The sequence below is a fragment of the Methanosarcina thermophila TM-1 genome, from assembly GCF_000969885.1.
In the GTDB taxonomy this organism is placed as follows: Archaea; Halobacteriota; Methanosarcinia; order Methanosarcinales; family Methanosarcinaceae; genus Methanosarcina; species Methanosarcina thermophila.
Map to the genome: position 1 here is coordinate 2,376,253 of NZ_CP009501.1, position 24,953 is coordinate 2,401,205.

Annotated in this window: 22 protein-coding genes; 6 read left to right on the top strand and 16 right to left on the bottom strand. The window is 43.3% G+C overall.

Going from position 1 to position 24,953, the window contains the following annotated elements:
- Nucleotides 1-276 precede the first annotated feature (276 nt).
- Both MSTHT_RS10265 and MSTHT_RS10270 read right to left on the bottom strand, forming a co-directional pair.
- Nucleotides 277-936: a TfuA-related McrA-glycine thioamidation protein gene (locus MSTHT_RS10265; RefSeq protein WP_231588071.1), complete on the bottom strand. Its 660-nt coding sequence runs from the start codon at nt 934-936 to the stop codon at nt 277-279.
- The gene (locus tag MSTHT_RS10270) at nt 933-2,207 is read right to left on the bottom strand and encodes a YcaO-related McrA-glycine thioamidation protein (RefSeq protein WP_048167701.1); all 1,275 of its coding nucleotides are present in this window, start codon (nt 2,205-2,207) and stop codon (nt 933-935) included. The genes MSTHT_RS10265 and MSTHT_RS10270 overlap by 4 nt, the downstream gene beginning before the upstream one ends.
- Nucleotides 2,208-2,490: 283 nt before the next feature.
- Between MSTHT_RS10270 and MSTHT_RS10275 the strand changes: the two genes are divergently transcribed.
- The 4 genes from MSTHT_RS10275 to MSTHT_RS10285 all read left to right on the top strand — a co-directional run bounded on the left by MSTHT_RS10275 (nt 2,491) and on the right by MSTHT_RS10285 (nt 9,469).
- Complete coding sequence (locus tag MSTHT_RS10275; RefSeq protein WP_259274564.1) at nt 2,491-2,748, top strand: YgaP family membrane protein; 258 nt, start codon at nt 2,491-2,493, stop codon at nt 2,746-2,748.
- Nucleotides 2,749-3,226: 478 nt separating this feature from the next.
- Nucleotides 3,227-6,091, top strand: coding sequence for a cation-translocating P-type ATPase (locus MSTHT_RS10280; RefSeq protein WP_231588072.1), 2,865 nt, complete (start codon nt 3,227-3,229; stop codon nt 6,089-6,091).
- A gap of 549 nt (nt 6,092-6,640) precedes the next feature.
- Nucleotides 6,641-6,796 carry a hypothetical protein gene (locus MSTHT_RS14575; RefSeq protein ID WP_156149748.1) on the top strand — a complete coding sequence of 52 codons (156 nt, stop codon included), beginning with the start codon at nt 6,641-6,643 and terminating at the stop codon, nt 6,794-6,796.
- Between the two features lie 336 nt (nt 6,797-7,132).
- Nucleotides 7,133-9,469 (top strand): heavy metal translocating P-type ATPase, encoded by a 2,337-nt coding sequence (locus MSTHT_RS10285; RefSeq protein ID WP_231588073.1) that lies wholly within the window; start codon nt 7,133-7,135, stop codon nt 9,467-9,469.
- A gap of 315 nt (nt 9,470-9,784) precedes the next feature.
- Here the strand turns inward: MSTHT_RS10285 and MSTHT_RS10290 are convergent, their stop codons facing one another.
- The 10 genes from MSTHT_RS10290 to MSTHT_RS10340 all read right to left on the bottom strand — a co-directional run bounded on the left by MSTHT_RS10290 (nt 9,785) and on the right by MSTHT_RS10340 (nt 19,433).
- Complete coding sequence (locus MSTHT_RS10290; RefSeq protein ID WP_148704429.1) at nt 9,785-10,234, bottom strand: hypothetical protein; 450 nt, start codon at nt 10,232-10,234, stop codon at nt 9,785-9,787.
- A gap of 177 nt (nt 10,235-10,411) precedes the next feature.
- Nucleotides 10,412-10,609 (bottom strand): hypothetical protein, encoded by a 198-nt coding sequence (locus MSTHT_RS14830; RefSeq protein WP_181952223.1) that lies wholly within the window; start codon nt 10,607-10,609, stop codon nt 10,412-10,414.
- 273 nt (nt 10,610-10,882) lie between these two features.
- Entirely contained in the window at nt 10,883-11,176 is a 294-nt protein-coding gene (locus MSTHT_RS10305) for a CSL-type zinc finger protein (RefSeq protein ID WP_231588074.1), read from the bottom strand.
- A 265-nt stretch (nt 11,177-11,441) separates the two neighbouring features.
- Nucleotides 11,442-11,759, bottom strand: coding sequence for a hypothetical protein (locus MSTHT_RS10310; protein WP_048167707.1), 318 nt, complete (start codon nt 11,757-11,759; stop codon nt 11,442-11,444).
- 240 nt (nt 11,760-11,999) lie between these two features.
- Complete coding sequence (pheS, locus tag MSTHT_RS10315; RefSeq protein WP_048167708.1) at nt 12,000-13,478, bottom strand: phenylalanine--tRNA ligase subunit alpha; 1,479 nt, start codon at nt 13,476-13,478, stop codon at nt 12,000-12,002.
- A gap of 64 nt (nt 13,479-13,542) precedes the next feature.
- Nucleotides 13,543-15,018 (bottom strand): tryptophan--tRNA ligase, encoded by a 1,476-nt coding sequence (locus MSTHT_RS10320; protein WP_048167709.1) that lies wholly within the window; start codon nt 15,016-15,018, stop codon nt 13,543-13,545.
- Between the two features lie 286 nt (nt 15,019-15,304).
- Nucleotides 15,305-16,531 carry a radical SAM protein gene (locus MSTHT_RS10325; RefSeq protein WP_048167710.1) on the bottom strand — a complete coding sequence of 409 codons (1,227 nt, stop codon included), beginning with the start codon at nt 16,529-16,531 and terminating at the stop codon, nt 15,305-15,307.
- A 239-nt stretch (nt 16,532-16,770) separates the two neighbouring features.
- Complete coding sequence (locus tag MSTHT_RS10330) at nt 16,771-17,379, bottom strand: translation initiation factor IF-2 subunit beta (protein WP_048167711.1); 609 nt, start codon at nt 17,377-17,379, stop codon at nt 16,771-16,773.
- A gap of 32 nt (nt 17,380-17,411) precedes the next feature.
- Complete coding sequence (locus MSTHT_RS10335; RefSeq protein WP_048167712.1) at nt 17,412-17,936, bottom strand: 50S ribosomal protein L16; 525 nt, start codon at nt 17,934-17,936, stop codon at nt 17,412-17,414.
- Nucleotides 17,937-18,299: 363 nt separating this feature from the next.
- A complete protein-coding gene (locus MSTHT_RS10340; protein WP_048167713.1) occupies nt 18,300-19,433 on the bottom strand; it encodes a DUF1786 domain-containing protein in 1,134 nt (377 codons plus the stop codon).
- 158 nt (nt 19,434-19,591) lie between these two features.
- On the opposite strand from MSTHT_RS10340, the gene MSTHT_RS10345 reads away from it, so the two are divergent.
- A complete protein-coding gene (locus tag MSTHT_RS10345) occupies nt 19,592-20,131 on the top strand; it encodes a MogA/MoaB family molybdenum cofactor biosynthesis protein (protein ID WP_048167714.1) in 540 nt (179 codons plus the stop codon).
- A gap of 87 nt (nt 20,132-20,218) precedes the next feature.
- On the opposite strand, the gene MSTHT_RS10350 is transcribed toward MSTHT_RS10345, so the two are convergent.
- The 4 genes from MSTHT_RS10350 to MSTHT_RS10360 form a co-directional block, all read right to left on the bottom strand.
- Nucleotides 20,219-20,470, bottom strand: a complete 252-nt coding sequence (locus tag MSTHT_RS10350; RefSeq protein WP_048167715.1) for a FeoA family protein — start codon at nt 20,468-20,470, stop codon at nt 20,219-20,221.
- On the bottom strand, nt 20,464-20,631 hold the full coding sequence (locus tag MSTHT_RS14835; protein WP_181952224.1) for a toprim domain-containing protein: 168 nt from the start codon (nt 20,629-20,631) through the stop codon (nt 20,464-20,466). Before MSTHT_RS14835 ends, MSTHT_RS10350 begins: the two co-directional genes overlap by 7 nt.
- On the bottom strand, nt 20,628-22,790 hold the full coding sequence (gene feoB / locus MSTHT_RS10355) for a ferrous iron transport protein B (RefSeq protein WP_048167716.1): 2,163 nt from the start codon (nt 22,788-22,790) through the stop codon (nt 20,628-20,630). Before feoB ends, MSTHT_RS14835 begins: the two co-directional genes overlap by 4 nt.
- Before the next feature lie 205 nt (nt 22,791-22,995).
- Nucleotides 22,996-23,787: a helix-turn-helix transcriptional regulator gene (locus tag MSTHT_RS10360; RefSeq protein WP_048167717.1), complete on the bottom strand. Its 792-nt coding sequence runs from the start codon at nt 23,785-23,787 to the stop codon at nt 22,996-22,998.
- 477 nt (nt 23,788-24,264) lie between these two features.
- On the opposite strand from MSTHT_RS10360, the gene MSTHT_RS10365 reads away from it, so the two are divergent.
- Nucleotides 24,265-24,525 carry a YhbY family RNA-binding protein gene (locus tag MSTHT_RS10365; protein ID WP_048167718.1) on the top strand — a complete coding sequence of 87 codons (261 nt, stop codon included), beginning with the start codon at nt 24,265-24,267 and terminating at the stop codon, nt 24,523-24,525.
- The last annotated feature ends 428 nt before the right edge of the window (nt 24,526-24,953 follow it).

Sequence of the window (24,953 nt, forward strand, 5' to 3'; positions counted from 1 at the left end):
AAATTTAGAGCTACAAATCGCAATTAGAACCTTTCAAGCTTGTGCTTTATGCTCTAATCACAATATTTTACTCTTTATCTGAATATTGATGTGTTCATATTAATAATTTTCATCCATTTGTTTCCCAAGGAAAGGAAGAAGTCCACATGAAGGCAAAAAGCATATACATTAGTATATAATTATTCAGTAGCACACAGAAGGAGATAGAACTCAGAATGCTAAAAAAATTGATACGAAATCAGTGAGGAAACGAGATTAAGATTCCTGAAATGGACTTCAGGCTTCTTCAATGAGCTTTTTTACGGTTTCAAGCACAAGAATTGCATCTTCCCTTTTTACGTCAACCTCGTTATTTGTACAGAAATCCAGAATAATTTTTTTCTTTTCTTCCGGGATCAATCCTCTTTTTGCTCCTTCTTTTACAAGCCCCAGATAGCTCCTATCAGGGTAGTAAGTGTCAATCGCAAGTTGCAGGAGACCGTTATGTTCTTCTTTGCTCAAAAGACCTGAGGCAAGTGCAGCTTTCAGGGTTTCCCTTATATTAACAAGGGGCACAGAAATGGGCTCGAAAGTATCAGGGTTTGTGCTCACTGCGACCTCGTCATCGGATTCGATAACACCGTCTCTGTACCATTCATATATTTTTCCTACACCTATCATCCCATGGGTATCAAGCTCAGAAGCTCGGAGAGCTCCCATGCTGGCGCCTCCTACTACCTTTATTCCTGCATTAAGTGCTGACAGAATCTCCCTGTGCCCAACAGCAGCCCTATCAAAAAATATCCCGTCTATTATTCCTATGACCTTATACCCTTTTTGAACGAATTTCTCAAGTTGGAACCTGCGTACAGGAGGCTGGTAATTTGCCCTCAGGATTTTTCTTGCGTCCTCATGGCTTATGCTATTGCCTGTAAAGATTACTGCTCTTGCTTTCATCGTCTCTTCCACGGCTTTTCAGTTCTATCTCTGGAAAATTCTTTTTTTCTCTGGGAGCCGATCCTTTTTCCTTTCCTGTCCCGATCAATGGTGAAAAGTTCAAAGCCAGGAATTATCACACGGACGACTGGCACATTAACCTCTTCTCTTGAGAGGTCTACTACCAGCGCTCTCTCGGCAATGCCCTTAAGTTTTTCGAGTACAACATCAATGTTCTCTGCAGGGCTTTTCTTGGACAGATCCTGGACTTCTGAAAGTGAAATTTTTTCTCCTTCTTCGAACCAGAACTTGTTCAAACGTTTCATACGGTCATACCCAATACTTCGGATGAAACTTTCCCTATCCGTATCTTCCCTTGCACCCTGAATCTGGACTACCCGCGACTGGGCAGCTTCAGTTATTGCTCGTGCAACCGCAATTTCGGGTTTCAGATGGGAGCCTGCCCCCATGACAAGAAGAGCCGGGTCTTTGAGTTTTACATCATCAGTTACCGCAATTACTGTGGGAATGCCGGTATCGGTCGGAACCAGCCAGACCTTGAGTTCTATTCCTGCGTTTTTGAATTTGCTGGAAAGTTCATACAGGTACCCATCCTCTTCAGTCAGCACGATTTCCTTTCCCAGGTTGCGGGAAAACTGCGCTATGCTGATTGCATCCCTTTCTATAACCTCTAGCAGCCCATGGAGAATAGCTTCCTCAATCACATTTCCGGAAGCCAGCCCATTTGTGTTGCTCAGGAAAAGTTTCTGGCACTGTCCAGGTGCGTCATATGGATGGTAAACTGCATTTGCGCTTACAAACACCTCTTCGCCGTTGATCAAATCGTATGCTCCAACCCACTCACATAGGGACTGGGGAAGATAGGGCTGGGGCAGAAGCAGTGTTGCTGGATCTATCACTGTATAGCTTTCTTTGGCGACATTATAGGATTCCACAAGTGAAGGGGCTGAAATCCCGTCTTCAATGTCTGCGTTCAAGCCAGGCCTTTCTGCCAAGCAGCGTTCAAAGCTCTCCATTATTGCTGAGATTCGAGCTCTCTGCTCGGTCGAACCCTTGCCTGAGTAAATACTGATCGCTCCTTTTGCGGCACTGGGACGGATTGCCGAGAAAATCGGAATTCCAAGCCTGTCCAGGTTCGTAATATCAGCAATTCGGGTGACGCCTGTCTTTTTTATCTCATCTTTGGTGTTTTCTAGGGTTGTGGCTTCGTCATATACTCGCTGTGTGCCTTCGAGATATGAGATCGATCTGTCAATTTTTATTTCAGGCATAATAGAAACCTTCCATCTCTTGTTATATATTTTGTGATTTTTGGGCATCGAGTTTTATCAGGGGATCCTACGTAATTCTCTCTGCAGATTCTTCAGTGATTACATAATACAAACACAACGCAAAAATGTACAAATATATCACAAATATGATTGCAGACTTATTACTCTTATAATACAAACATAACACAAACTGAAACAGAATAATACTATATACTGAAGATTCTATTAGTATGTAATAGGGTTTATAAGGGGGTTTTGTCCAACGAATCTCAAGAAATTATTTCTGGAAGAAAATGTAGGAGGCTTTGATCTCCTGTTCCGGACTGTATTTGGAATACTTGCAACTCTCGCACTGTCAACAGGAGTTGTGAGAAAATCTCCCTGGAAGTGGATTGTTGCGGGTATAGCTTTTACAGGGCTTTATAGCTCAATCCTCAGACATTGTACTCCCTATGCAATTCTCGGGATAAGTACTGCAGAAAAGAAGAAAGCTTCTGTACAGGAAACCTGTATTAGTGAACAGTATATCAAGAAATGTTAATTCTCAATCAAAAATGATAATTCTCAATCAAGAAATGTCAATTCTCAAATTTCTTTCTCAACGCATGCTTTAAGGCAAAACAGACATCAAAGTTACTACATTAAAGTTATTAGTTTTTCTAGCCTCTTTTTTTGATTGAAACTTATCCTTATTCCTGCAGGATACATGAAAATTAGATCTATAGGAGGCTTACTAATTTTCATACACTATTAGTACAACTAAATTTTTATAAAAATCATTAATTTATGTGAAGACCAGGTATAAGGATTATAGAAAAAAGGATTATAGAGATAAAAAAGGGAATTTTAGATACTGTCTTATCTTAAAATCATGCTGGAATGAGACATCCCTCAGGCTAACCTGCTGGAAAAAGTATTTTCATCACTCGGGAACCCCGAGTGGGAACGGTAACCGCACCTATGGCGGCTACAGATTACTTCAGGGTCCAGCGTAAATAGTATATATAAATACTGCATAATTGCTGACGAATGCACTTGTGAAGCCTCCGGGACGGCTAAATGAATCAAAGATGAATTCCATGACCATTGAACATGATAAGATTGTTCCTTATCGGCTGTCGGTTAACGAAGTATTAACTGCGCTAGGTACGGATGCACGAAACGGCTTGAGTAAAGAGGAAGCACAGGCGCGGCTCGAAAGATACGGCAAGAATGAATTGACAGCAGAAAAGCCCGTGCCTGCGTGGAGAAAATTCCTGGCGCAGTTCCAGGACATGCTTGTTATCCTGTTGCTCATCGCAACATTGATTTCGGCAGGATTATGGCTGTATGAGCGCGATTCTGCACTGCCTTATGAAGCCATTGCCATTTTTGCTGTTGTACTGCTAAATGCGATCATGGGCTACGTTCAGCAGTCACGGGCTGAGGAAGCGATGGCTGCACTGCGCCAGATGACGGCAGCACAAGCAAACGTTTTTCGGGACGGGATACGGCAGAGCATTCCGGCAACTGATATCGTACCCGGTGACATTATAATCATCGAAGAAGGCAATACTATCCCGGCAGACGCTAGAGTGATTCAATCAACTGCACTGCAAACAGCCGAGGCAGCACTGACAGGTGAGAGCCTTCCTGTTTTAAAAGACAATCTTACGATTACGGAAGAAGTAGGGCTCGGCGACCGGGACAATATGATCTTTAGCGGCACTGTGGCTGTCTACGGACACGGGCGTGCAGTGGTCACAGCAACTGGAATGCAAACCGAAATGGGACGCATTGCCGGTATGCTTAAAGAAACGCCAGTAGAAACCACTCCTTTACAGGAGGAGCTTCACCGCGTTGGCAAACTGCTCGGAATTGTTGTTATTGCTATCGCTGTCGTGATAATCTCAACAATCATCTTGATTGAAGATGTAAGAGGCTTCTCAGCCCTTTTTGACGTGCTCATTTTAGGTGTGGCACTTGCTGTAGCGGCGGTACCGGAAAGCCTGCCCGCGGTAGTGACAGTTGTCCTCTCACTCGGTGTGCAGCGTATGGCACGGAAAAATGCCATAGTGCGCCACCTTGCAGCTGTCGAGACTCTCGGCTCGGCTAATGTCATTGCCTCCGACAAAACAGGAACCCTCACAAAGAACGAAATGACAGTACTTGCAGTAGTTACAGCAAGCGGTCGAGTTAATTTTGAAGGTACGGGTTATGCTCCTGAAGGTGAGGTGCGCAGGGAAGGTGGAGGGAAAATTGATGGTGCACTTGAGTTCGAGTTTGTGCGTACACTTGCAGCTGCCGACAGGGCTAGCAATGCTGTGCTACATGAGCGTAATGGTCGGTGGGTGGTGTATGGCGACCCAACAGAAGGGGCATTGATAGTAGCTGCACGTAAAGCCGGGCTGGAAGCTGAGGTGCTCAATGCGCGGCTGGAACGCATTGGAGAAGTGCCTTTCTCCTCCGAACGTAAACTGATGAGTACGGTCCATACTGATACAGAGCAAAAGGAACGCTTCCTTGCATTTACCAAAGGTGCACCGGATGTATTGCTTGCCCGCTGTACCCAGGAACTTGTAGGAGAAGAGATCAAACCTCTTACTGCGGAACGCCGTGCAGAGATCTTGAAGAAGAACGAGGAACTGGCAGGTGAAGCTCTGCGGACAATTGCTGTTGCTTTTCGCACGATGTCAAAAGCTACGTTTGAGCAAGAGGGACTTGATGAGGATGTCGAGAAAGAGCTCGTCTTCCTGGGATTGATCGGCATGATCGATCCGCCGCGCAGTGAGGCAAAAGATGCAGTTGCACGCGCAATGTCTGCAGGAGTTCGCCCGATTATGATTACAGGCGACCATCCTAAAACTGCTACGGTCATTGCTGAGAGTCTCGGCATTCCAGCTCACGGGAAGGCTGTCACAGGCACTGAGCTTGAGAAGATGTCGGAGGAGGAACTTGACCAGACAGTTCAAACGGTATCGGTCTATGCCCGCGTTAATCCGGAACATAAACTTCGAATCGTGGAAGCATTAAAACGTACAGGAGCTATCGTGGCGATGACGGGTGATGGTGTCAACGATGCACCAGCTTTGAAAACCGCCGATATAGGGATAGCAATGGGTATTACCGGAACAGATGTCTCCAAAGAGGCATCTGATGTTGTGCTTGCTGATGATAATTTCGCAACTATTGTGGGGGCTGTCGAAGAGGGAAGAGCGATTTTTTCCAATATCCGCAAATTCTTACGTTACCTGCTCTCATCAAACCTCGGGGAAGTAATGATAATGTTCTTCGGCTTGCTGCTGGCAGACGTAATCGGATTAACTGCCAACGGCGGAACCGGGATAGTGTTACCATTACTTGCTACTCAGATTCTGTGGATCAATCTTATTTCAGACGGCCCACCCGCGCTCGCTCTCGGGGTTGACCCTGCGGACCCGGGATTAATGAGAGAGCCTCCACGCCCGCGGGAAGAAGGAGTGATAACTCACAGCATGTGGACAGGCATCATCTTTACTGGCGTAATCATGGCAGCTGGGACTCTGCTAGTACTGGATGCCAGCTTACCTGAGGGTTTGATCGAGGGTTCGGGCAGCCTGCAATACGCGCAAACAATGGCCTTTAACACAGTGGTCTTCTTTTCGTTATTCGTCGTTTTCAATTCACGTTCGGATAAACAGAGCGCATTCGTCGGTTTGTTCTCAAACAAATGGCTGTGGGGAGCAGTCCTGTTGTCCGTCTTACTGCAGGTAGCAGTAATTTACATCCCGTTTCTGCAGCAGGCATTTTCGACCGTTAGCCTTAGCCTTGGGGACTGGCTGCTCTGTGCGGCAGTAGCAAGCTCGGCACTGTGGCTGCGCGAATTAAGCAAAATTATTGTACGCGCAATGGAGAATCGAAAATAAGGAAGTCTTGCTTGCCGATTTATGCTGCACTTCTCAAGACATTTAAGGCAGGCAGCCCACATAACCGGAATCTTCCTCTCCAGACAAACGAATAAAGAGTTTCTAACTTCTTCTATTTTTCAACCACGCCTTTAAGCTAATGAAGCTTCATGACAATGTAAAATAAACACTCAAAAGTTTTTTAATTAATAGGAAAGTTTAATGTTTTGATAAGAAAAGAGAAAGTTATCCCCTCCATGTTCTCTTTTCTTTTCCTTTTTTCAACTTCACTTTTGGAGCGAGGGGTTAGAGCCTGTATAACCTGTTCTCAGTGGAGATAAGTATGACTCAGAAAATCGGTTATTCTTAGCTTAACTACAGTTCACATACCGTTGTTATAAAAACGGAACCAAATGACTTAGAATCCTAAAATGTACGAAAGTTTCACCCGTAAATTTAGATTTATGCATGGCGCATGGCGCATTTTTGAATTTTGAAACTTTAAAGCATTTATTTTCCTGTATAAGACAATTAGATAAGTTTATCATGTCCGAGCACTTAGATTAAAATATGTCCGTATTGCTTGAGGATTACGGGTCTATCAGTCACATTCCTCTGGATGTAGCCTTTAGGGATGCCATTTTCATCGGGATCTTTAGCATCATTATTTTCTTTATTCTGGTCCTTGCTGTGCGTAGTGGTATCCGGAAAGCGCAGAGCAGTTAAATCCTATCATATGCATGCTTTTCTTTTATTTTCCCTTTCAGGATGGCTTAAAGTAGCTTTGCTCTGGTTCTTTTTTCCTTTGTTTGTTTAGAGTATTTTGAGTGTTCTTCTCGTGTTTTTCCTGCTTTTTATCCTTTAGATATTAATCTTCTGGACTGGCTGGTCGTAAAGGGTTTATCCTTCCTGACTCAGGATATTTGGTTCTTTTATTTTCAAATATATTAGAAATTATAATACTTAATAATATCAAAATCAGGGGAATTGGGTAGATATGCAGGCTGAAAAGAGGGGAGTAGATACTGATAGTTCTAGAACTGAGGTAATGATCCTCCTCTCATGAATAAAAGTCATATCTCGGGAAGAGATGCGCCAGGGAATTCCTATGAATCTCATGGAGAAAGTGAGAATAAACCTTCTTGGAATAAACCTGCGGGAAATACGATACATCAGGGACATTCTGAGGATCAAACAATGCGTACCGAAGAGAAATCGTTGGATCACGGACAACATGAAAAAATGGGACATGGAAGCCCTGAGCAGCACGAAGAGATGAAGCAGGCAGAGATGAAACACGGACAACATGGTGAGATGGAACACAAAGGTCACGAGCCACATGTGGAAATGGAGCACGAAGGTCACGAACCATATGCAGAAATGAAACATGAAGGTACGGACCATGAGGGTCACGGAGCTGCCGGCGGGAAAGGACACGGAAACCATCATGCCCATATGCTTGAAGATTTCAGAAAGAGATTTATTGTTTCCTTAGTGTTGACTTTCCCGGTTTTGCTGCTTTCACCTACGATCCAGGATTTTTTCAACTTTGAGCTTCGCGTGCCGGGTTCGGATTATCTCTCCTTCTTATTTTCCTCAGTCGTTTATTTTTATGGCGGGTACCCATTTCTCAGGGGGATAAAAGAGGAGCTTTCCGAAAAGTCGCCCGGAATGATGACCCTAATAGCCATTGCAATCAGTGTGGCTTATTTTTACAGCTCTGCCGTAGTTTTTGGACTGCATGGCGAGGTCTTTTTCTGGGAGCTTGTGACCCTTATCGATGTAATGCTGCTCGGGCACTGGCTTGAGATGCGTTCTGTAATGGGAGCCTCAAGAGCCCTTGAAGAGCTTGTAAGGATCATGCCTTCAGTCGCCCACCTGAAAAAAAATGGAGACTTTGTCGATGTGGAGGTTGACAAGCTAAAAATCGGAGATGAAGTTCTGATCAAGCCCGGAGAAAAGGTGCCTGTGGATGGGATAGTTGTTGAGGGGACAAGCAGCGTTAACGAGTCCATGCTTACCGGGGAGTCGAAACCTGTCACAAAAAGCCCTGGAGGCGAAGTTATTGGCGGCTCGATTAATGGGGAGGCAGCTTTTGTTGTCAGAGTAGAAAAGACCGGCAAGGATACTTATCTCAGCCAGGTTATTGAGCTTGTCAGGACTGCCCAGGAAAGCAAGTCAAAAACTCAGGATCTGGCAAACCGAGCTGCCCTTTATCTCACAATAATAGCCCTGACTGTAGGAACTCTCACCTTTATTCTCTGGATTCTTTTCGGTCAACAGCTTGTCTTTGCGCTTGAAAGGTCAGTGACTGTAATGGTTATTACCTGCCCGCACGCCCTGGGGCTTGCAATCCCTCTCGTAGTTGCAGTTTCAACATCCCTTGCCGCAAAATCCGGTCTTCTTATTCGGGACAGGCAGGCATTTGAAAAAGCACGCAATCTTCAAGCTATCATTTTTGACAAAACCGGTACACTAACCGAAGGACGGTTTGGGGTTACAGACGTAGTTTCTCTTTCAGGCGAAGAGAACAGAACTGGAGAGGATAATGACAGAATTTTAAGCCTCGCTGCTTCTCTGGAAGCCAGTTCGGAACATCCTATTGCAACAGGCATTCTGGAAAGTGCACGGGAAAAAGGGCTGAAAATCCAGCCTGTTGAAGAATTCAGTGCGATTCCAGGAAAAGGGATACAGGGTATGGTTGAAGGAAAAAAGTTCTTTGTTGTGAGTCCTGGCTATCTTGAGGAAAAAGGGATTACCCTCAAGAACGAGAAGATTGAGGAAATCAAAGCGCAGGGAAAGACTGTCGTGTTCTTGCTTGAGGGAGATAAGGTACTTGGAGCTGTTGCACTTGCCGATATTATCAGGAAAGAATCGAGGGAGGCTATCTCGAGGCTTAAAGGTATGGGAATCAGATGCATCATGCTTACAGGGGACAACCGTTATGTGGCAGCCTGGGTAGCCCGGGAGCTTGAGCTTGATGATTATTTTGCAGAAGTCCTTCCTCATGAGAAAGCCGAAAAGGTTAAAGAAGTCCAGGCTCAGTACATCACAGGCATGGTCGGAGACGGGGTTAACGATGCGCCTGCTTTGGCTCAGGCGGATGTCGGAATAGCCATTGGAGCCGGTACGGACGTTGCAATCGAAACTGCTGATATAGTTCTGGTAAAAAATGACCCAAGAGATGTAGTTTATATTATCGGGCTTTCAAGGAAAACTTACTCCAAGATGTATCAAAACCTCCTCTGGGCAACAGGATATAACGTTTTTGCAATTCCTCTTGCAGCAGGGATACTCTATGGATATGGAATCTTACTGAGCCCTGCCGTGGGTGCAGTTCTAATGAGCCTGAGTACTATAATAGTAGCAATAAACGCGAGAACTTTAAGGATGGGGTGATTTGATGTTTGGAATATTCCGCAGTATAAAGAAGTTAATCGCTTTAGCTGCACTGGCTTCCGCAGTAGTCGGATTCATTTCAAGATTTACTGGGAAGAAAAGGAAAAGATAAATTTAAAGTTTTAGACCAGAGGTTATATCGGAAAAATCAAAAAGGCTGCTGGGAAAGGATTCATTCCAGAAATAGCTGCTAGAAGCAGGTAGATTTTATTTTTCAACTTATACATAACCTTCTGGTAACTACGGATTCAAACATTTTTTATCAAACTCTTATCTTTTTTATTTAATTTCAGTTTCATTTCGAGTTCATCTTTTTTATTTAATCTCAGTTTCATTCTCTATAGTCGACGGGGAAATTTTGATCTCGCTTTTATACAGGTTGATTCCGCTTTTATCCTCAATTAGAGTTTTCAGTTCATAGGTAGAATTTTCCTTTCTTGGAAATTCGAGCACAATCGGATTTTCAACCGAGACATTTTCGTAAAACTTTTCACTAACGTTTTCGAGGGCATTTCCGTTTTCCCTGAACTCATAACTCATGTAGCAGTTAAATCTGGAATCTGGATTTTTTGGGGTATAGGTAAACAAAAACCTGTCTTCGTAGTTGTGGGATTCACTTACGAATGCATCCAGAGAACCCTTCCCCATAATTATTTCTTGCTGTACTGCTCCCTTTTCTCCCATAGGCTGATTAATCAGTTGTACAACTACTACTGCAGTCACAACCATGAGAATAATCATCAATAACTTGGTTGTATTACTCATACTAAACCTCGGTCTAAGATTTCATTTTATTCGCCGGAAATATAAGGTTAGATTTTTTAGTTACAGTCGCTTCTCAAGATGTAGCTTATCTAGTTTAAAGCATGCGATTTAGATATGTGACTCAAACTTTCTCTGGAATTCAGACTCAGGCAATGAAAATATCGAATCTGTTTCTGATCAATGTTTCAACTTTTTTTTCAAAATTTGAGTCCGAATATTTTCTTGAAGCCCTGTGAAGCACATTACCCTGCATTCCGGCTTCTTTTCCCTTCTGTGGTAATCAGCCAGATAGGAGTTGATCACTGAAATGTTTCCCCCAGTAAACCCGTCAAGAACTCTGGCGAAAAAGAGCACTGCAAGGGGCAGCGTAACCATAAAAACTCCGAAGATTTTGGAATCTGCCTTAAAGAGGTTTATAACCGGAAGAAAAAGCATCCCAAGAAAGATTACTGAACCCGGGAGCACCTATAAAATTGAAAAAAGGATTGGAAGGAGGGAAACGTTTTCTCTGGTACGGGGCGCTGGATTGTTTTTCTGTCTTCTTTTTTCTTTTTCCACGTTTCTTCTGGGTTTGTTTTTGGAAATCTTTTCTCCAGATCTTCAAGTTACTTCTTTCCACGAACGGTGTACCCAGCTTTCTGATAACGGTTACTTCTTGTGGATAGGTTGCTCTTTAATTCTCAGAATATCAGCCCAGGCTCGTTTCCTACACTGCGGGCATTTCACATATTTTTTACTCCCACCATTGGGGCTGAGCAAATCTTCAAGCATTGAGACCTCAAAGACATCGCCGCATCTGGGACAGAGGTAGGCGAAATTTTTTGTATGCCATGTTACAAGCAGGGCAGCGCCCCCGACTAATACAGTAAGCCAGAGATACCAGCGGTGAGGAAGAAGGAAAACCGATGTTATCCCAATCAATGCTATGAATGCAAAAAGCATTGGAGCTTTTCCATACCAGTCGCTTTTCGAAATCTCAATATACTTGTCTCTCGAAATCTCACTATACCTGTTTCTATCCGTAGCTTACCCCCCGACTGTGCACTTTCCCGGATATTTTATGCTAGAAAATTGGGTTTGAGTTTATTTAATGGTATTTTTTCCTCTCTTCGAGTTAAGATGCGGAAAAACTTTGTAAATCGTAAAGTATTTTAAAAACTTGTGCTGACATAAAGAAATTCTGAATGGAGCAATCATTTAAGTTTATTTATTTTGTTCTTACTAGCAGTCCCCGAATCACGTCTTCAGAGTACCATACCTGAACTTCCAGACGTCCTTGACATTTGCAGAAGGCATCCTGCACTGTGATCTGAGTACTGGGATCTGGGTTATCCAGATGCCTCCAATCATTATTAACAAAAAGCCATAAACTTCTGGTACTGCCTTCAGGATAGGGCAGCAACTCAAGCCAGTATCGAGTTGCTATGCCAGTTTCCACAGTCTCTGACTCGTTTTTCTTCTGGCTTTCCGGATTATTCGGCAAGCCTTTAGGTAAATCCTCAGGCTCTGATGAGTTATCTGTCATTTATTCACCCCCCTTTTAGTCAACTGCAGATATCATCTAATCACACCTAATTTACCAACTAATACTCATATATAATTTATATTTACTAAAGGAAATATGTTTAGAAACTAAAATCTCGCAAGGTATATACCCCCTAAATTTTTACCTCACCGATTTTCGTGACCTTACTCGTCTTAGATTTTTATCGAGGTTAAAAAATTTTAACCTGAGATTTTCAGGTTACAAGCCTGGATTTAGATCTCAGGTTCTGCAAACTTCACTCTTCCTGAGCCAGTCAATATCAGACTGGTAAAGGAGCCTGAGATCCTTGAGTCCCAGCTTCAGCATGGCAAGCCGGCTGACCCCCAGCCCCCATGCAAGGACAGGTTCTTTAATTCCTAAAGGCTCAGTAACTTCTTTTCTGAAAACGCCTGCACCTCCAAGTTCAATCCAACCCAGACCATCCACGTAAACCTCGGGTTCTACGCTCGGCTCGGTATATGGGAAGTATCCCGGGCGGAAACGAACTTCTTCGAATCCCATCCTGTGGTAGAATTCTGCAAGCAAACCCAGCAGGTCTGCAAAGGACATATCCTTGTCCATTACAACCCCTTCAAGCTGTTCGAACTCCGGGGTATGGGTAGGATCGATAGTTTCCCTGCGGTAAGCCCTGTCAATGCAGAAAGCTTTTACAGGCGGTTTGGGATTGTCAGCCAGATATTTGATAGTGACGGCTGTTGTGTGTGTTCTCAGAACATTGCGTTCTGCAAGTTCCCTGTCCCAGACCCCACCCCAACCGCAGGAGTCAATATCTCCTCCGTATTCGTGCATTGCAGCTACCTTTTCGGTAAAGTCAGCTGGAAGCAGGCAGGTTGTATCAAGGTGGAATGTGTCCTGCATATCTCTTGCAGGGTGATCCTGCGGCTGGAAAAGGGCGTCGAAGTTCCAGAAAGAACTCTGGATTATTCCGCCTTTAATCTCAGTAAAGCCCATTTCCAGGAAGATCTGGCGCATCTGCTCAATAAGGCGCCTGTAAGGATGAATTTTGGCACCGTAAAGAGGTTTTGGGATAATATCAAGACGGTAAGGCCTGAATTTTTTTCCCTTCCAGGCACCACTTTTCAATAAGTCAGGTGTAAGCTGGGCAATTTCCTCTTCAAGCACAAGCCCCTGAGCTGCAAGTGCGCTCCCGGCATCAGTTATGGAAACAGTCCTTAACTTTTCTTCGTGTTTTACGATAAGTTTGCGTTTGAGCAGGTCTTTTATTGTCCCTTCATCGGATGCAAGTTCTTCGAGCGTCTTTGCTTTGCCTGTGAAAGCTGCAAGAGTTTCCTCATCTTTTCCTGTATACACATTTCCCGATGGTACCATTATCCCGTTTTCAACCTTTGCCCATCCTTTTTTTACGAGCCAGCCTGTTGCAATTCCAACTATCTTCGGAGAGAAATGGCTTCTAAGTTCTTCAAGTGAGGTCGGAGCTTTGAGGGAGTCGATAATCTGGCGTTCGGGGAGCCCGTTTTTTGCGTATTCTTCCCCTTCCTTTGTAAGGGAATAACGTTCTACGACATTTTCGGAGATTGAAACCAGCCCTTTTTCTTCAAGCATGAAAGCTGCCTGCATTGCTGCATCTACCTGCAACCCCGATTTCTCCTCCAGTTTTTCGGGAGATGCGGACCCCAGGGCTTCAAGGGCAAGCAGGACTTTTTTCTCGTTGATTGTGAGGTTTTCCTGAACACTCATCTTATGATCACATCCTGAAATTCTGAAATCTTAAATCCAGTATTATAATTGAATCCTCTAAATTTTACTTTTTGTAAATTATTCTGTATTCGTCAAGGTGCTCTCTTGCAAGCTCTCTCTTCTCCTGATGGTCTTTAAGGAACTCGGACATTTTTTCGGCTGCTAACTGCTTGCATGACCCGCACATCCTGGTACCGGAGACACATTCCTGCCTGATTTCCAGCAACTCCTCATCGTCTCCAATCAGGTGGAAGAGCATTAATTCAAAGACCGAACATTCTTCTGGTATTCCACCCAGCTTTTTCTGCTCTTCAAGAGTAACACGGCCTCCTGTTTTTGCCCTTTTTACCTTTTTTGCACCTTCCTTCGGGTCGTCAGTAAGAGCTATGTAACTGTCAGGAACACTGCTTGACATCTTTCCTCCCTGCAGTCCGCTCATAAAACGATGATAGGTAGATGCAGGAGGAATGAAGGCATATCCTCCGAATTCAGCGGCTATTTCGGCAACGATCTGCTCCAGTATTTTTCTGGTGAGTTTCCAGATTTTTCTGAAAACGAAGTACTTTTCGTACTCAGCGAATTCAGGTGGCTTTGTGTTTTCCATAAACCTGGAGACACTTTCGATTTCAGCCAGATACTGGCTTTTTCTATCAGCTTTTCTGACCTCTGAGACCAGCCTCATAAGGAATGGGTAGTCAGGAGTCTGGAGTACATCAATATGTTCTTCATAGAGTTTAACTTTTCCAGGAATGCGTTTTTTGAGTTCCTGTAAGGCTTCCTTAGGAGCTCCTTTTCCCCTGACACTGAAATATTTCCATCCGTTTGTGTTTTCTCTTTCTTCAATCCTGAACATATTCATTTTGCCTGCAAGTCCCCTTGTAAGGCGAAGGTGAGGATCCTGGTCTGGACCAACAGGAACTACAACCGGTTTTGGACCTCCGAATTCTTCAAGCTGGGGCTGGAGGATATCAGCAGCCTGGGTTGCCACACTGATCATATGAGAGAGGTTAGTTTCTCCTGAAAATCCATAAATTGCGCTGAGTTCTGAGAAATTTACCTTGACCCCGAGTTCAAATGCCAGGTCTTTAACGCTTTCACAGCCTGACTGGAAATAAATAAGGCCATCTGGCTTGAAACCGAGAGCGATCAGGCTTAATATGTATTCATCTATCCCGATTTCCCTGCATTTCTGCCAGGAAAATCCGCGTACTGAGAAAGCCTCTCTATCCGCAATCCCCACAAAAGCAGATGCTCCCATTTGCTGGTGCCAGATTATCTGATCCATAACCATCTTGTGTCCGAGATGAACTTTTCCGGAGGGCATAAACCCATCCATTACGGAAAATGGGGCACCTGTTCTCATGGCCTCTACAATCTGCTCGTAATCCCGGTGCCCGAAGATGACCCTTCTCCGCATATACGTGCTGGGGGAAGGAACTTCCGGAAGAATCTCATCAAAAGGAGAAATCCCGAATTCTTCGAATAACTTGGAATAGTCAGTAATGTCGCTTGAGCTCCAGGGGTCAAGTGTATTAGTCATGAAAATCCCTCATTACTGCCGTCTTATGAAGAATAAGCTTCAGAAGACAGCCTTTTTTTGTTGAAAACAATTAAAGGTATGACACAGTTACAACTAATCTGTTCTTTAAAAATACCTGCTTATATGTAAATGTTTATCTCCAGGCAGGTAATTTCAGGCTGATACCGACGCTCCAGTGGCAATCTGCTTTCAATTTTCCTGGCTTATAGCCCAGCTGAAAAAAACTAAAAGGAAACTAAATGTTCCAGAGAGAAAGCGGTAAAGAGATAACGACAGATTATCAATTTCATCTTATATAGACTTTCTCAAAAGGATACGGCAGTTTTGCTCCTTCAGGAATTCTGTCAACAAACTCCAGAAATTCCGGGTCATGCATAGGACTCAGGATTTTCTGTTTCTGGAAGTAAGGGTAACTCCGAATTTTCTGCCAGGCATCTTTTAAGGATTCTTCTTTTATATTCCCGAAACTGAAAGGCGGATAAGGACCAGGTTTTACGTCTCCATCTGCTGTTATATGCATCCAGCGCCTGCCTTCCATTGCGCCCAGCATCTGTCCTTCAAAGTAAGTATTCGCAAACATACGTGGACCGTTTGAACTGGCGTTTATTCTTTGATACATATCAAGAATGGTTTTTCTGTCTTTATCTGTAATTACAGGCTCCTTACCACTTTTTGGCATTGCTTCCCATACAGAAAATTCATGTACTCCAAGTTGCGATGCAAGGGAGTAAAGAGCAGACAGCTCCTCAAGGTTTGAGGGAGAAACATGTGTTGTCATCACAACCATAATCCCGGCTTCAAGTGCAAGTTTTATTGCAGAGACTGCTCTATAATATGCTCCTTTGGATTTTCGGACAGCATCATGTTTCTCAGGGTCAGTGGAATAAATTCCCACCATAAGGGAATGGAGCCCTGCTTCTTTCAGGCGGAAAGCAGTTTCTTTTGTAAAATCCGTGCCCCAGGTTGAACAGTTTACTATAGCCCGCTTCTTATCCACATACCTGATTAGCTCAAATATTTCTCCGCGCAGCAGGGGGTCATTCTCGGTAAATGTGATAATGAAAGTACCGTAGTCAAGGGCTTCATCTATTATTCTCTTTACAGTGTTTGCATCCAGTTCGTCTGTAACCGTCCCTGGCGGATATCTCGAACTATTCTGGCGGGTAAGTTCGATGGACACAGTTTCAGGAATGTATCTCCCAAGAGCAATCTGTATCTCCGCAAAAATAAGACGTGTGAAGACCGGACCTGGTATAGGTGGGAGCCAGGCTGAGGGAATGACTTTGTCCTCCTCTATAAGGGCTAGCTTTTCCTCTTTCAGGCGGGAATTGATTTTTTTCAGAATGGGGCTACAGGCTGCTTTCAGAGTCCCGCTTGCTGACAACTCTAAGCTTTCTCCTGCTTGCCGAAGTTTCACTGACAGCCCGGGCATTGAAAGAATTTCTATATTTCTTTCCTTTGCTGAAATATCTTTCAATGAGACCTCCGATGCATTCTTTTCTTCAGAAGTCATTTATCCTCACCGCAAACCTTCTCAAAAAGCTGCTTGACCACAAGCCTTTTCAAAAAACTGCTTGAGCGCAAACTATTTGGAAAAAAGTTTGATCAAAAATCAGCGTGACGATATGATCGACCGGTGCAACGGTCGCGGTTCAATGGTTGAATTTAAGCTGCCCGGGCATGAAAACGAATGTAATCGGCCTGAGCTGCTTAAGTATTTAAAGTGCTTACTTAAAAAATAAGCTTTAAACCTCAGACCCTTTCCGAGAAGGCGAGGTTTCCGCTGATTTTCTTGATTTTTATTTTGACCACGTCGCCTTTTGCGGCTCCGGGCACGAAAACCGTATACTTATCGATCTTTGCTATACCGTCACCTTTGGACCCGACAGCATCGACCCGGAGTTCATAGGTTCCGCCTTCTTCGATGGCATCCCTGACAACCACATTACTTACCTTTCTCTTCTTGACAGGTCTGTGAGCCCCGCAAGCAGAACATCTCAGGACAAGTACTCTTTCCACCTTGACAAGCTGGGTGTCCGGACGTCCGCATTCCGAACACGTAACATATTCGTCCACATAAGCCTGAATGTTATCTGCAATCTGGGCTCTCGTAAACCTTCCCTGGAAGACTGCGCGTGTGCCTTCTATTTTCCCTGCAGTCCCCAGTTCCCTTGTGAGATATTTCATCAGGTGATCAGGGTCCCGGTTAAGGATATCTGCAATATTTCCGAAGTTTTCCAGAATTGTGGTCTTGCCTTCAGAGAAGAGTCTGGGTTCAGGGATTACGAATCGAGCATCCGTAGTCTCGGTTTCAGGCATTTTTGCCATTGCACGATTTAAAAGCTCTTCGTAATCGTACATATTATACTCCTTTTATGTTAACAATTAACTGATTACTGTATCAGCTCTGCTCCCTGGTCTACAACGATTCTAAAGGGAGTTGGTAATTTCTGTCCTGCATGCCAGAGAGCTTTCTTTGCGGCTTCAAAGTTGTGCTTCTCAACAGCCACTGTAAAGATCCTCTGCATTGGTTTTACCCTGGCTGCAGTACCTACGTTCTTTCCAAAAGCCCTGCGCATCCCACTGGATACACGGTCAGCACCAGCACCGGTTGCCTGCTTGTTTTCCCTGAGTACTTCGTGGGGATAGACACGGAGCTTCATGTAAAAGCCCATCTTTCCTGTATCTGAAGTAAGGTGCCTGTTTGCTGTAATACGGGCTGCTTCAAGAGCAGTATGCCTTATCTGGCACTTTTCTTCTGCAACCAGGGAGATTCTTATAGGGAAGGCATCGCTGTTTGCCTTGTCACCCATGTCGTAGTGAATAACCTGACTGCCTGGAACACCGCCCATGTATTTTCTTCTGGTAAATGAGCGCTGCCTCACGTTCCTGTACATACTTCCTGGCTTTCGTACCATAAGCTTGATTCTCCTGAAATATAATGAGTTTAATTTAGCTTAATTTATTCAGTCAAATAGTTTAATAGCCTAATTGAGTTTAACAAAAATTTATTATAACGGATTTCTTTCCGCATATAAACGTTTGCATCAAGTTCTCAAAAAACCGTTTAGCAAACCACTCAGTATGAGATATGTGCATATAGAGATAGCTACCTGTATTTACATTTATCTGTAAACCGGTCTTTACGGATTTTAGCAGACAATCTCTATGTTCCCATGCCCTTTTGCTCTTTAAAAGTGTCAGGCTCTGGGATTTTGTTTGAAATTCGTAATCCCTGAGAATTTACATATTCCGGGCGTATGTGACTTACTTCCTACTACCTAGTGGTTTATAAATTTAATTGATGATCCCGGATATTTTTCAAAAAATCCTGCAAGCAGCCCAAAACAACCTGATAGCATCATGCTTCCAAAAGGCGCGGCAAAGTGCAGCTTATTTGAGATCTCCTTCCTGAGTTCCGATTCTGAGAGCTTTTCAAGCATTTGCCTTTTTGGACCGGTAACCATTATAGATCTAACCTGCTCAAAGCCTACCGCTTCTTTTATATATGCACCATGTCCTCCATCCTCAAATACTTCATCAAAATCAAGGCTTCCGTCGGCAAGCTTTATTATATAATCCTGAAGTTTTTCCGGGTTCATACTGGAACTGTGGTGCTCAAAAAGTGCAGTTATCCTGTTTTCAAGCACAAGGGCTCCCAAAGTATGCCCATTTCCTATATTGACCACGATTGAAGGCTGGAGTGCGGCGGGGTCGGTAAGAGCTCCGAAAATAGCTGCAGGACCGGTGTCCATGAAGACAGAGCGGATTTCAGGGTTTCCTACGGATTTTAGAAGAGAATCTGCTTGAGCCTTCATTCGCGTAAAAGCCTCGGGAATCTCTTCGGGCGTAAATACAAAATTCTTTAGCTTGCCTCCCCTGTCAATAAATTCCCTGAAAAGTTCAAAACGGTAAACCCTGTTACTTTTCTCAGGGGCATTTCCGTGATCCTGCACTGCTACAGCATAGTTTTCAGGCATGGAAACGTCAAAAGCTGAAAGTGCAGATGAAACGGATTTCGGATTGAAGTCCTGCATAACAATATTTACTTTATCTTTCTTTGCTTTTCCTTCGCAAGTAAGCTGCTTTGCCTCCTCTTCCGAGACAATCTGGATTCCAAAAGCCTTTATCTTCTCAATACTATCGTGGATAGTTAAAGCAGCCTTTTCAGTAGCATATACCGGAAAGCCTGCCTTCAGATGGGTTCTGACAGCAAACGCAGAAGGTCCCCCACCCATTATGTTTCCGGTAAGCACTATTGCTTTTCTTTCTCTGGTAGCTTTCTTAATTCTCTCTGCAATAATCCTGGTCGGAGCAGGCATGACCATAAGCAGGCTGTTTTCCGGCTCTTTTTCCGAATCAAAAAGCAGGATATCCTGTGTCCCTGTTCCTATATCTGCTGCAAGTATGCGCATACCTGTGCATTGGCTGATAAGATATTAAAATATAGGCAGGTTAGTAGAAGTAAACATGAGACTGGATAACAGGAACATATAAACAGAAATCCGGATAAAATAGAATTCAGATAATAAAAAGCCGGATAAAAGGAACAAAAATTGAGAGTGTTATTTTCATGAAAGAATCCATCCCGGAAATCCACAAGAAAGAAGCAAAAAGATCCTTTTCTTTTGCCCTGATTACAATTTCTACCTCCAGGTATGAAAAGTACGGAGACTCTACTTCGCCTGAGGAAGCCGAAGATCTTTCAGGAAAGGCTATGAAAGAGCTTCTTGAAGCGGCTAACCATGAAGTTATATTCTACAGGCTCATTCCCGATGGAAAAATCCCGATTATAGAAGCTGTGCTTTTCGCTCTTGAAAGTCCCGCAGATATCGTAATTACAAGCGGAGGCACTGGGCTTGCACCAAAAGACCTTACAATCGAGTCGATAACTCCTTTTTTTGAGAAGGAACTCCCAGGCTTTGGAGAATTGTTCAGGTACAAAAGCCTTGAAGACATAGGGACATCCGTAATCCTTACAAGAGCCTCAGCAGGTGTAATTAAAGGAAAAGCAGTATTCTGCCTGCCGGGTTCGCCAAATGCTGTAAGACTGGCTCTCTCCGAGATCATAATTCCCGAAGCAGGTCATATTGTCAGGCATGTAAGGGAATAAGCTTCCCTTTTTGTCATGCTCTTTCTAATGCGTTTTTGCATTTTTTTCTTTTTATTACTTTTCCTTATATTTTCATAAACTGGCGGATCAATACCTAACATAAATATGGTTAGCGATTTCCCTGTCAACGGCATACCTTGTCTGGTCAACCTCAAATAGGTATGACGGAGACCGCCGGAGCAAAGTAACGGGCATGCCTGGCAGAATGCCCATTGATACGAGTTTCTGCAGGATGCCGGGGTTTTTAGTCTCAAGATGTGAGATTTTACCGGTTTTTCTGGGTTCCATTGTGCAGAGTGTTGTAGTTTTCAGGGTAGGATGTGCATTTTTTGTTACCATTTGAATAGCTTCCTTATGGATTGTATTATCTTTGCTTCTTTTACAAGTTCGTATCCGCAGTTAGGACAGCACTGCTTGTTGCAGTTGTGAAGCTTTCCGCAGCCGGTACATTTTGCTTCATCAGCTTTTTCAAATTCATTTCCGCAAAGGGGACATTTCACAGGTTCACTCCCAGCGCGGTCAGTAAAGTATTTACAATAAAGCCTGTGAGAAACGCAAACGGGAAAATGAATCCTGAGATTACAAGGGCTGTTTTCAATCCTCTCTCTTTTATTGTCATCATGAACTGAGCTATGCAGGGCATAAAGAGGGTCAAAGTAACGGCTGCAACTAAAAGCTGCAAACCTGTCAGCAGTCCTGAATCATGCATTCCGTAAAGTCCGGCTGCTCCGAAATCTCTCCTGAAGAAGCCGAAGAGAAAAACATCAGCCGCATTGGGGGGCAAGCCAATCCAGACTGTCGGGTATTCCATTACTTTTAAGGCAAGGTCAAAAATGCCTGTCAATCTTCCTATCCAGATCAGAATACTTGCCACAACAAAAAGGGGCAGGACTTCAAGGAAGTACCAGTGCATCCTTGAGTAAGTTTTTACCAGTATATTCGAGAGTTTTGGACGCCTTAGAGGAGGCATTTCAAGTATGAATGTAGGAGCATCTCCTGGAAGGATTCTTGAAGCCAGGTAGCCTATCAGTATAAATTCAAGCACAATAACACCTGCCCATACAGACAATCCTCTGGGGTTTCCTGAGAGGATTGAAAGGATTATGCCCAGCTGTGCTGAGCAAGGAATTGCAAGTGCCAGCAAGATATTTGCAATAAGCCTTTCCCTTTTAGTTTCAAGGGTTCTGGTGACCATAGTAGCCATTGTGGAGCAGCCAAATCCAAGCACCATAGGAATTACTGCCCTTCCGCTGAGTCCTATTTTTTTGAACATGCCGTCCAGAAGCAGGCTAAGCCTGGGCAGATATCCGGTGTCCTCAATAATGGAGAATACCAGGAAAAAGGCTCCAACTATGGGAAGTATGAGAGCTATTGCGTATGTTACTGCCTGGGTGAAAATACCATATTCTCCCACAAAGAGATCCTGCAAAGCAGGATAGGGTACAAGCGACACAAACCTGGCAGTCACCAGCGGATTTATATATTGCCCAAATAACGTGTTTTCCAGGAAATCAACAACAGTTCCAGCTGCAAAGACACCTACAAACTGGTAGAACCCGAGGTACAGAATTAAAAATAAAACGGGTATCCCGAATACAGGATGGATAAGAATGCTATCTATTTTCTCGGAGAAACCAGGGTTTTTCTTCGTAGTTTCTGTCTTTTTACCCGTTCTTATTCCTGCTTTCTCGCTGCTTCTCTCTGTCCCCGCTATTCCGGTTTTTCCGAGAGTTTTTCTCTTCGTCCTGTCAGGCATTTCCATTACCTGTTCCACGATTTCGTTCACACGTTCCTGGCGTTTCAGAGTGAACAGGTAGGAAAGAGGGACTGCCGCTGCCTTTGAAGCTGCTTCTACAAGTTTACGGATTTTTTCATTATTTTTTACACTGCCTGCTTTCCCATATTCAGGCGATTTTTCAGCCCTGAGGAGGTATTCAAGAGCTGTTCTGTCTTTCTGGAGCAACAGAAGTGAGAAAGCTCTCTTTGAGATTCTGAATTCTTTTGCAGGACCAAGTAAATTTTCGACACTCTCAATGTATGGCTCAATTTCTGTTCCATAATCAAGTTTCTGGAATTTTTGGATACCCGGGGTATTGTTCCCGGGGACAAATTCTGATATTGCGGTCTTAAGTTCATCTATCCCTTTCCCCTCGCTTGAAACTGTTCCGATAACTGGAATTCCCAGAAGTCGGCTGAGTTCAGGTATATCGATTTCAATTCCCCTTTCTTCAGCCTCGTCCATCATGTTTAGAACAAGGATGAGAGGAAGCCCGGCTTCAAGAAGCTGCAAGGTGAAGGAGAGCATGCGCCTGAGATTCCTGGCATCTACCACATGGAGGTAAACCAGAGGGGTTTCCTCAAAAATTAAAAGCTGGGAAACCCTTTCTTCCTCACTTACGGGAAGTAAAGAATACATTCCTGGCGTGTCAATGATTTCATACTCCCTTTCTCCTATCTTTGACTTCCCACGGCTGATTTCGACTGAAGTTCCTGGATAATTGGAAACCAGTGTATAGCTTCCGGAAAGAGCATTAAAAAGGCTGCTTTTCCCAACGTTAGGACTGCCAACAAGCACAATTTTCGGAAGCCCTTTTCCTGGAACGCATCCCCTGCTTCCATGGCAACACTCTCCATCAGGGCAGATGACTGGGAGTTTCATATTTTCACGCTCATTTTTAGGTGAACCTAATTTCAGATTTATTCATATTTAGGCATACCTAATATTTAAGGCTAATGCAATTGCATCATTCTCTTAAACAGCGTCTCAAAAACAAGATTATTTAAACAGTTCTTAAGCTAAAAAGTCTTTAAATTAAATTAACTTATATTATGAGCCGGCTACCTGCGGGTTGATACGTTGCCATTTATTCGATTTTAATTTCCCTGCTCATAGCTCTGTAGTATTCGAACAGCTCTTCTCCCCATTTTATTGCTCGAGGTTCGAAACTTCTTATGTACTGGCGGTCAAACCTCCCGTTTTCGTTAAACAAACCAAGAACCATTATCCTGTCAGTCACAGCAATAAGCGCTGGAATATCCACTCCTTTTTTTTCAAAGAGATAAAGGTTTGTGTTTCCCATCTTAAGGAATTCTTTCCCTTCTTCTTTGAAATCTTCTATAAGCCGTGAGTATACAGCCTCACTCAGGACAAGGGAAACCTCAATGCCTTTTTTTGCAAGGTTGAGAAAAAGCGCTGGAAACTGAGGGTGGAAATAAGAGAAAAAGACGCGAGTACAGCTTGAATTTGAAAGATGCTCTACAAATTTCGGGTTCAAGTCAAATGTATGGCTGAGGTCTGGCTCTATAATGCGATAGTCTCCAAGCTCATTGATTCTTTTTACAAGGTTGGGTGGAATAGAGGCAAGCTTTCGGTTAGCCCAAAATTCTTCATTTTTCTCGAACACTGCTAGAGTATCAAGTAGAGGCTGCATTCTTTCTACAATAATTTCCCCTATTGCGCTGAGCCGGTACATTCCATCTTCATATATTACCAGTTCTTCTTCTTTCAATTTTTTTATCTGGGGGAGAAGAGCTGTCCTGGGAACCTGAAGTCTCTCAAGTACCTCTTCAATATCCTTTGGACCTTCTTTCAGGAGCAGGAGAAAATTTTTTCTTTTCTCTGAAAACAGGATAAGATCAAGCAAGCCGGGGTTCATTTTACATTCGCCGTCCTGAACTCAGAAAAAGAGCTTTGTTCACGGGCTCCGTTTTTATGGTTCAATTTTTTATAATCCTTAATGAATGACGAATTACTAATAAATGTGTCGAAATTATTTGAGAACTCTAGGCTGCCTTATTTGAGAACTCTGGGTTGTCTCTTCTCAACTCGAGGGAGCAGTCATATCTATAAAGTTAACTGGCTTCTTTCCAGTTTGCTAGGAAATGTTGATATAGGTGCTGATTAGAAAAGGGAGAGAACTGGATAAATGGTAAACTGTTCAGGATATATGACAGGATACATGATAGATATCTTTCTATGACAGGATACATGATAGATAACTTTCAAAATCAAGTACTCTTTTTATTATAAATTATGTAATTTTTCATAATAGAATTATAATAATATGAGTACCAATATAGGTGTTTCATAATTGACAGAATGAGTTTTATGCCTGTAAATGTGAGGAAAGATAATGGAAAAAGAAAAGTTATACAGGTTGAAAGCCGAAGCAAACCAGCTTTCTCCAATTCTTAATATAGGGAAGAACGGGGTAACGGACGCTCTGATCGAAGAACTGAACAAGCAGATAAAGGCTAACAGGCTTGTGAAGGTAAGGGTGCTGAAAAGCGCTGAGGATGGGAAAGACTTAAAAGACATCGCGGAAGAAATCGCAGCCGCTACAAAATCCAATCTGATAGAAGTACGTGGAAGGACAGTGGTTCTTTACAAATGAGAAATAAGGCGCAGAAACACCTTTTTCCCGACTCTGATTTTTAACAGACCTAGTATACTGCCTATCTATGTTCTAATAAAAATAGCTCCCGGCTTTTTAAAATGAAGAATAAGGTTTTTGTATAGAATATCGTATAGGTTAAGATCTATCTGTATAGGTTAAGATCTGTATGTATGAAACTACTTAATATAAAATTATTATTTTGTTATCTTGGTAAGTTATTTATGTTGCAAAGGTGACATCAAGTTGCTAACTTGGTAGTACATCATTTACGGACATTTCATTATTTCCGGTTAATCCCCTATGTCTTGTACAAAAGTTAATGGATGAATCAAAAATTACCGAAATAAACTTAAATTTCCACCGTATGTGCACTTAAAGTGCCTGGAAGTTTCTTGAAACGGTTGAGTTGGGGTATTTCTCCTTTT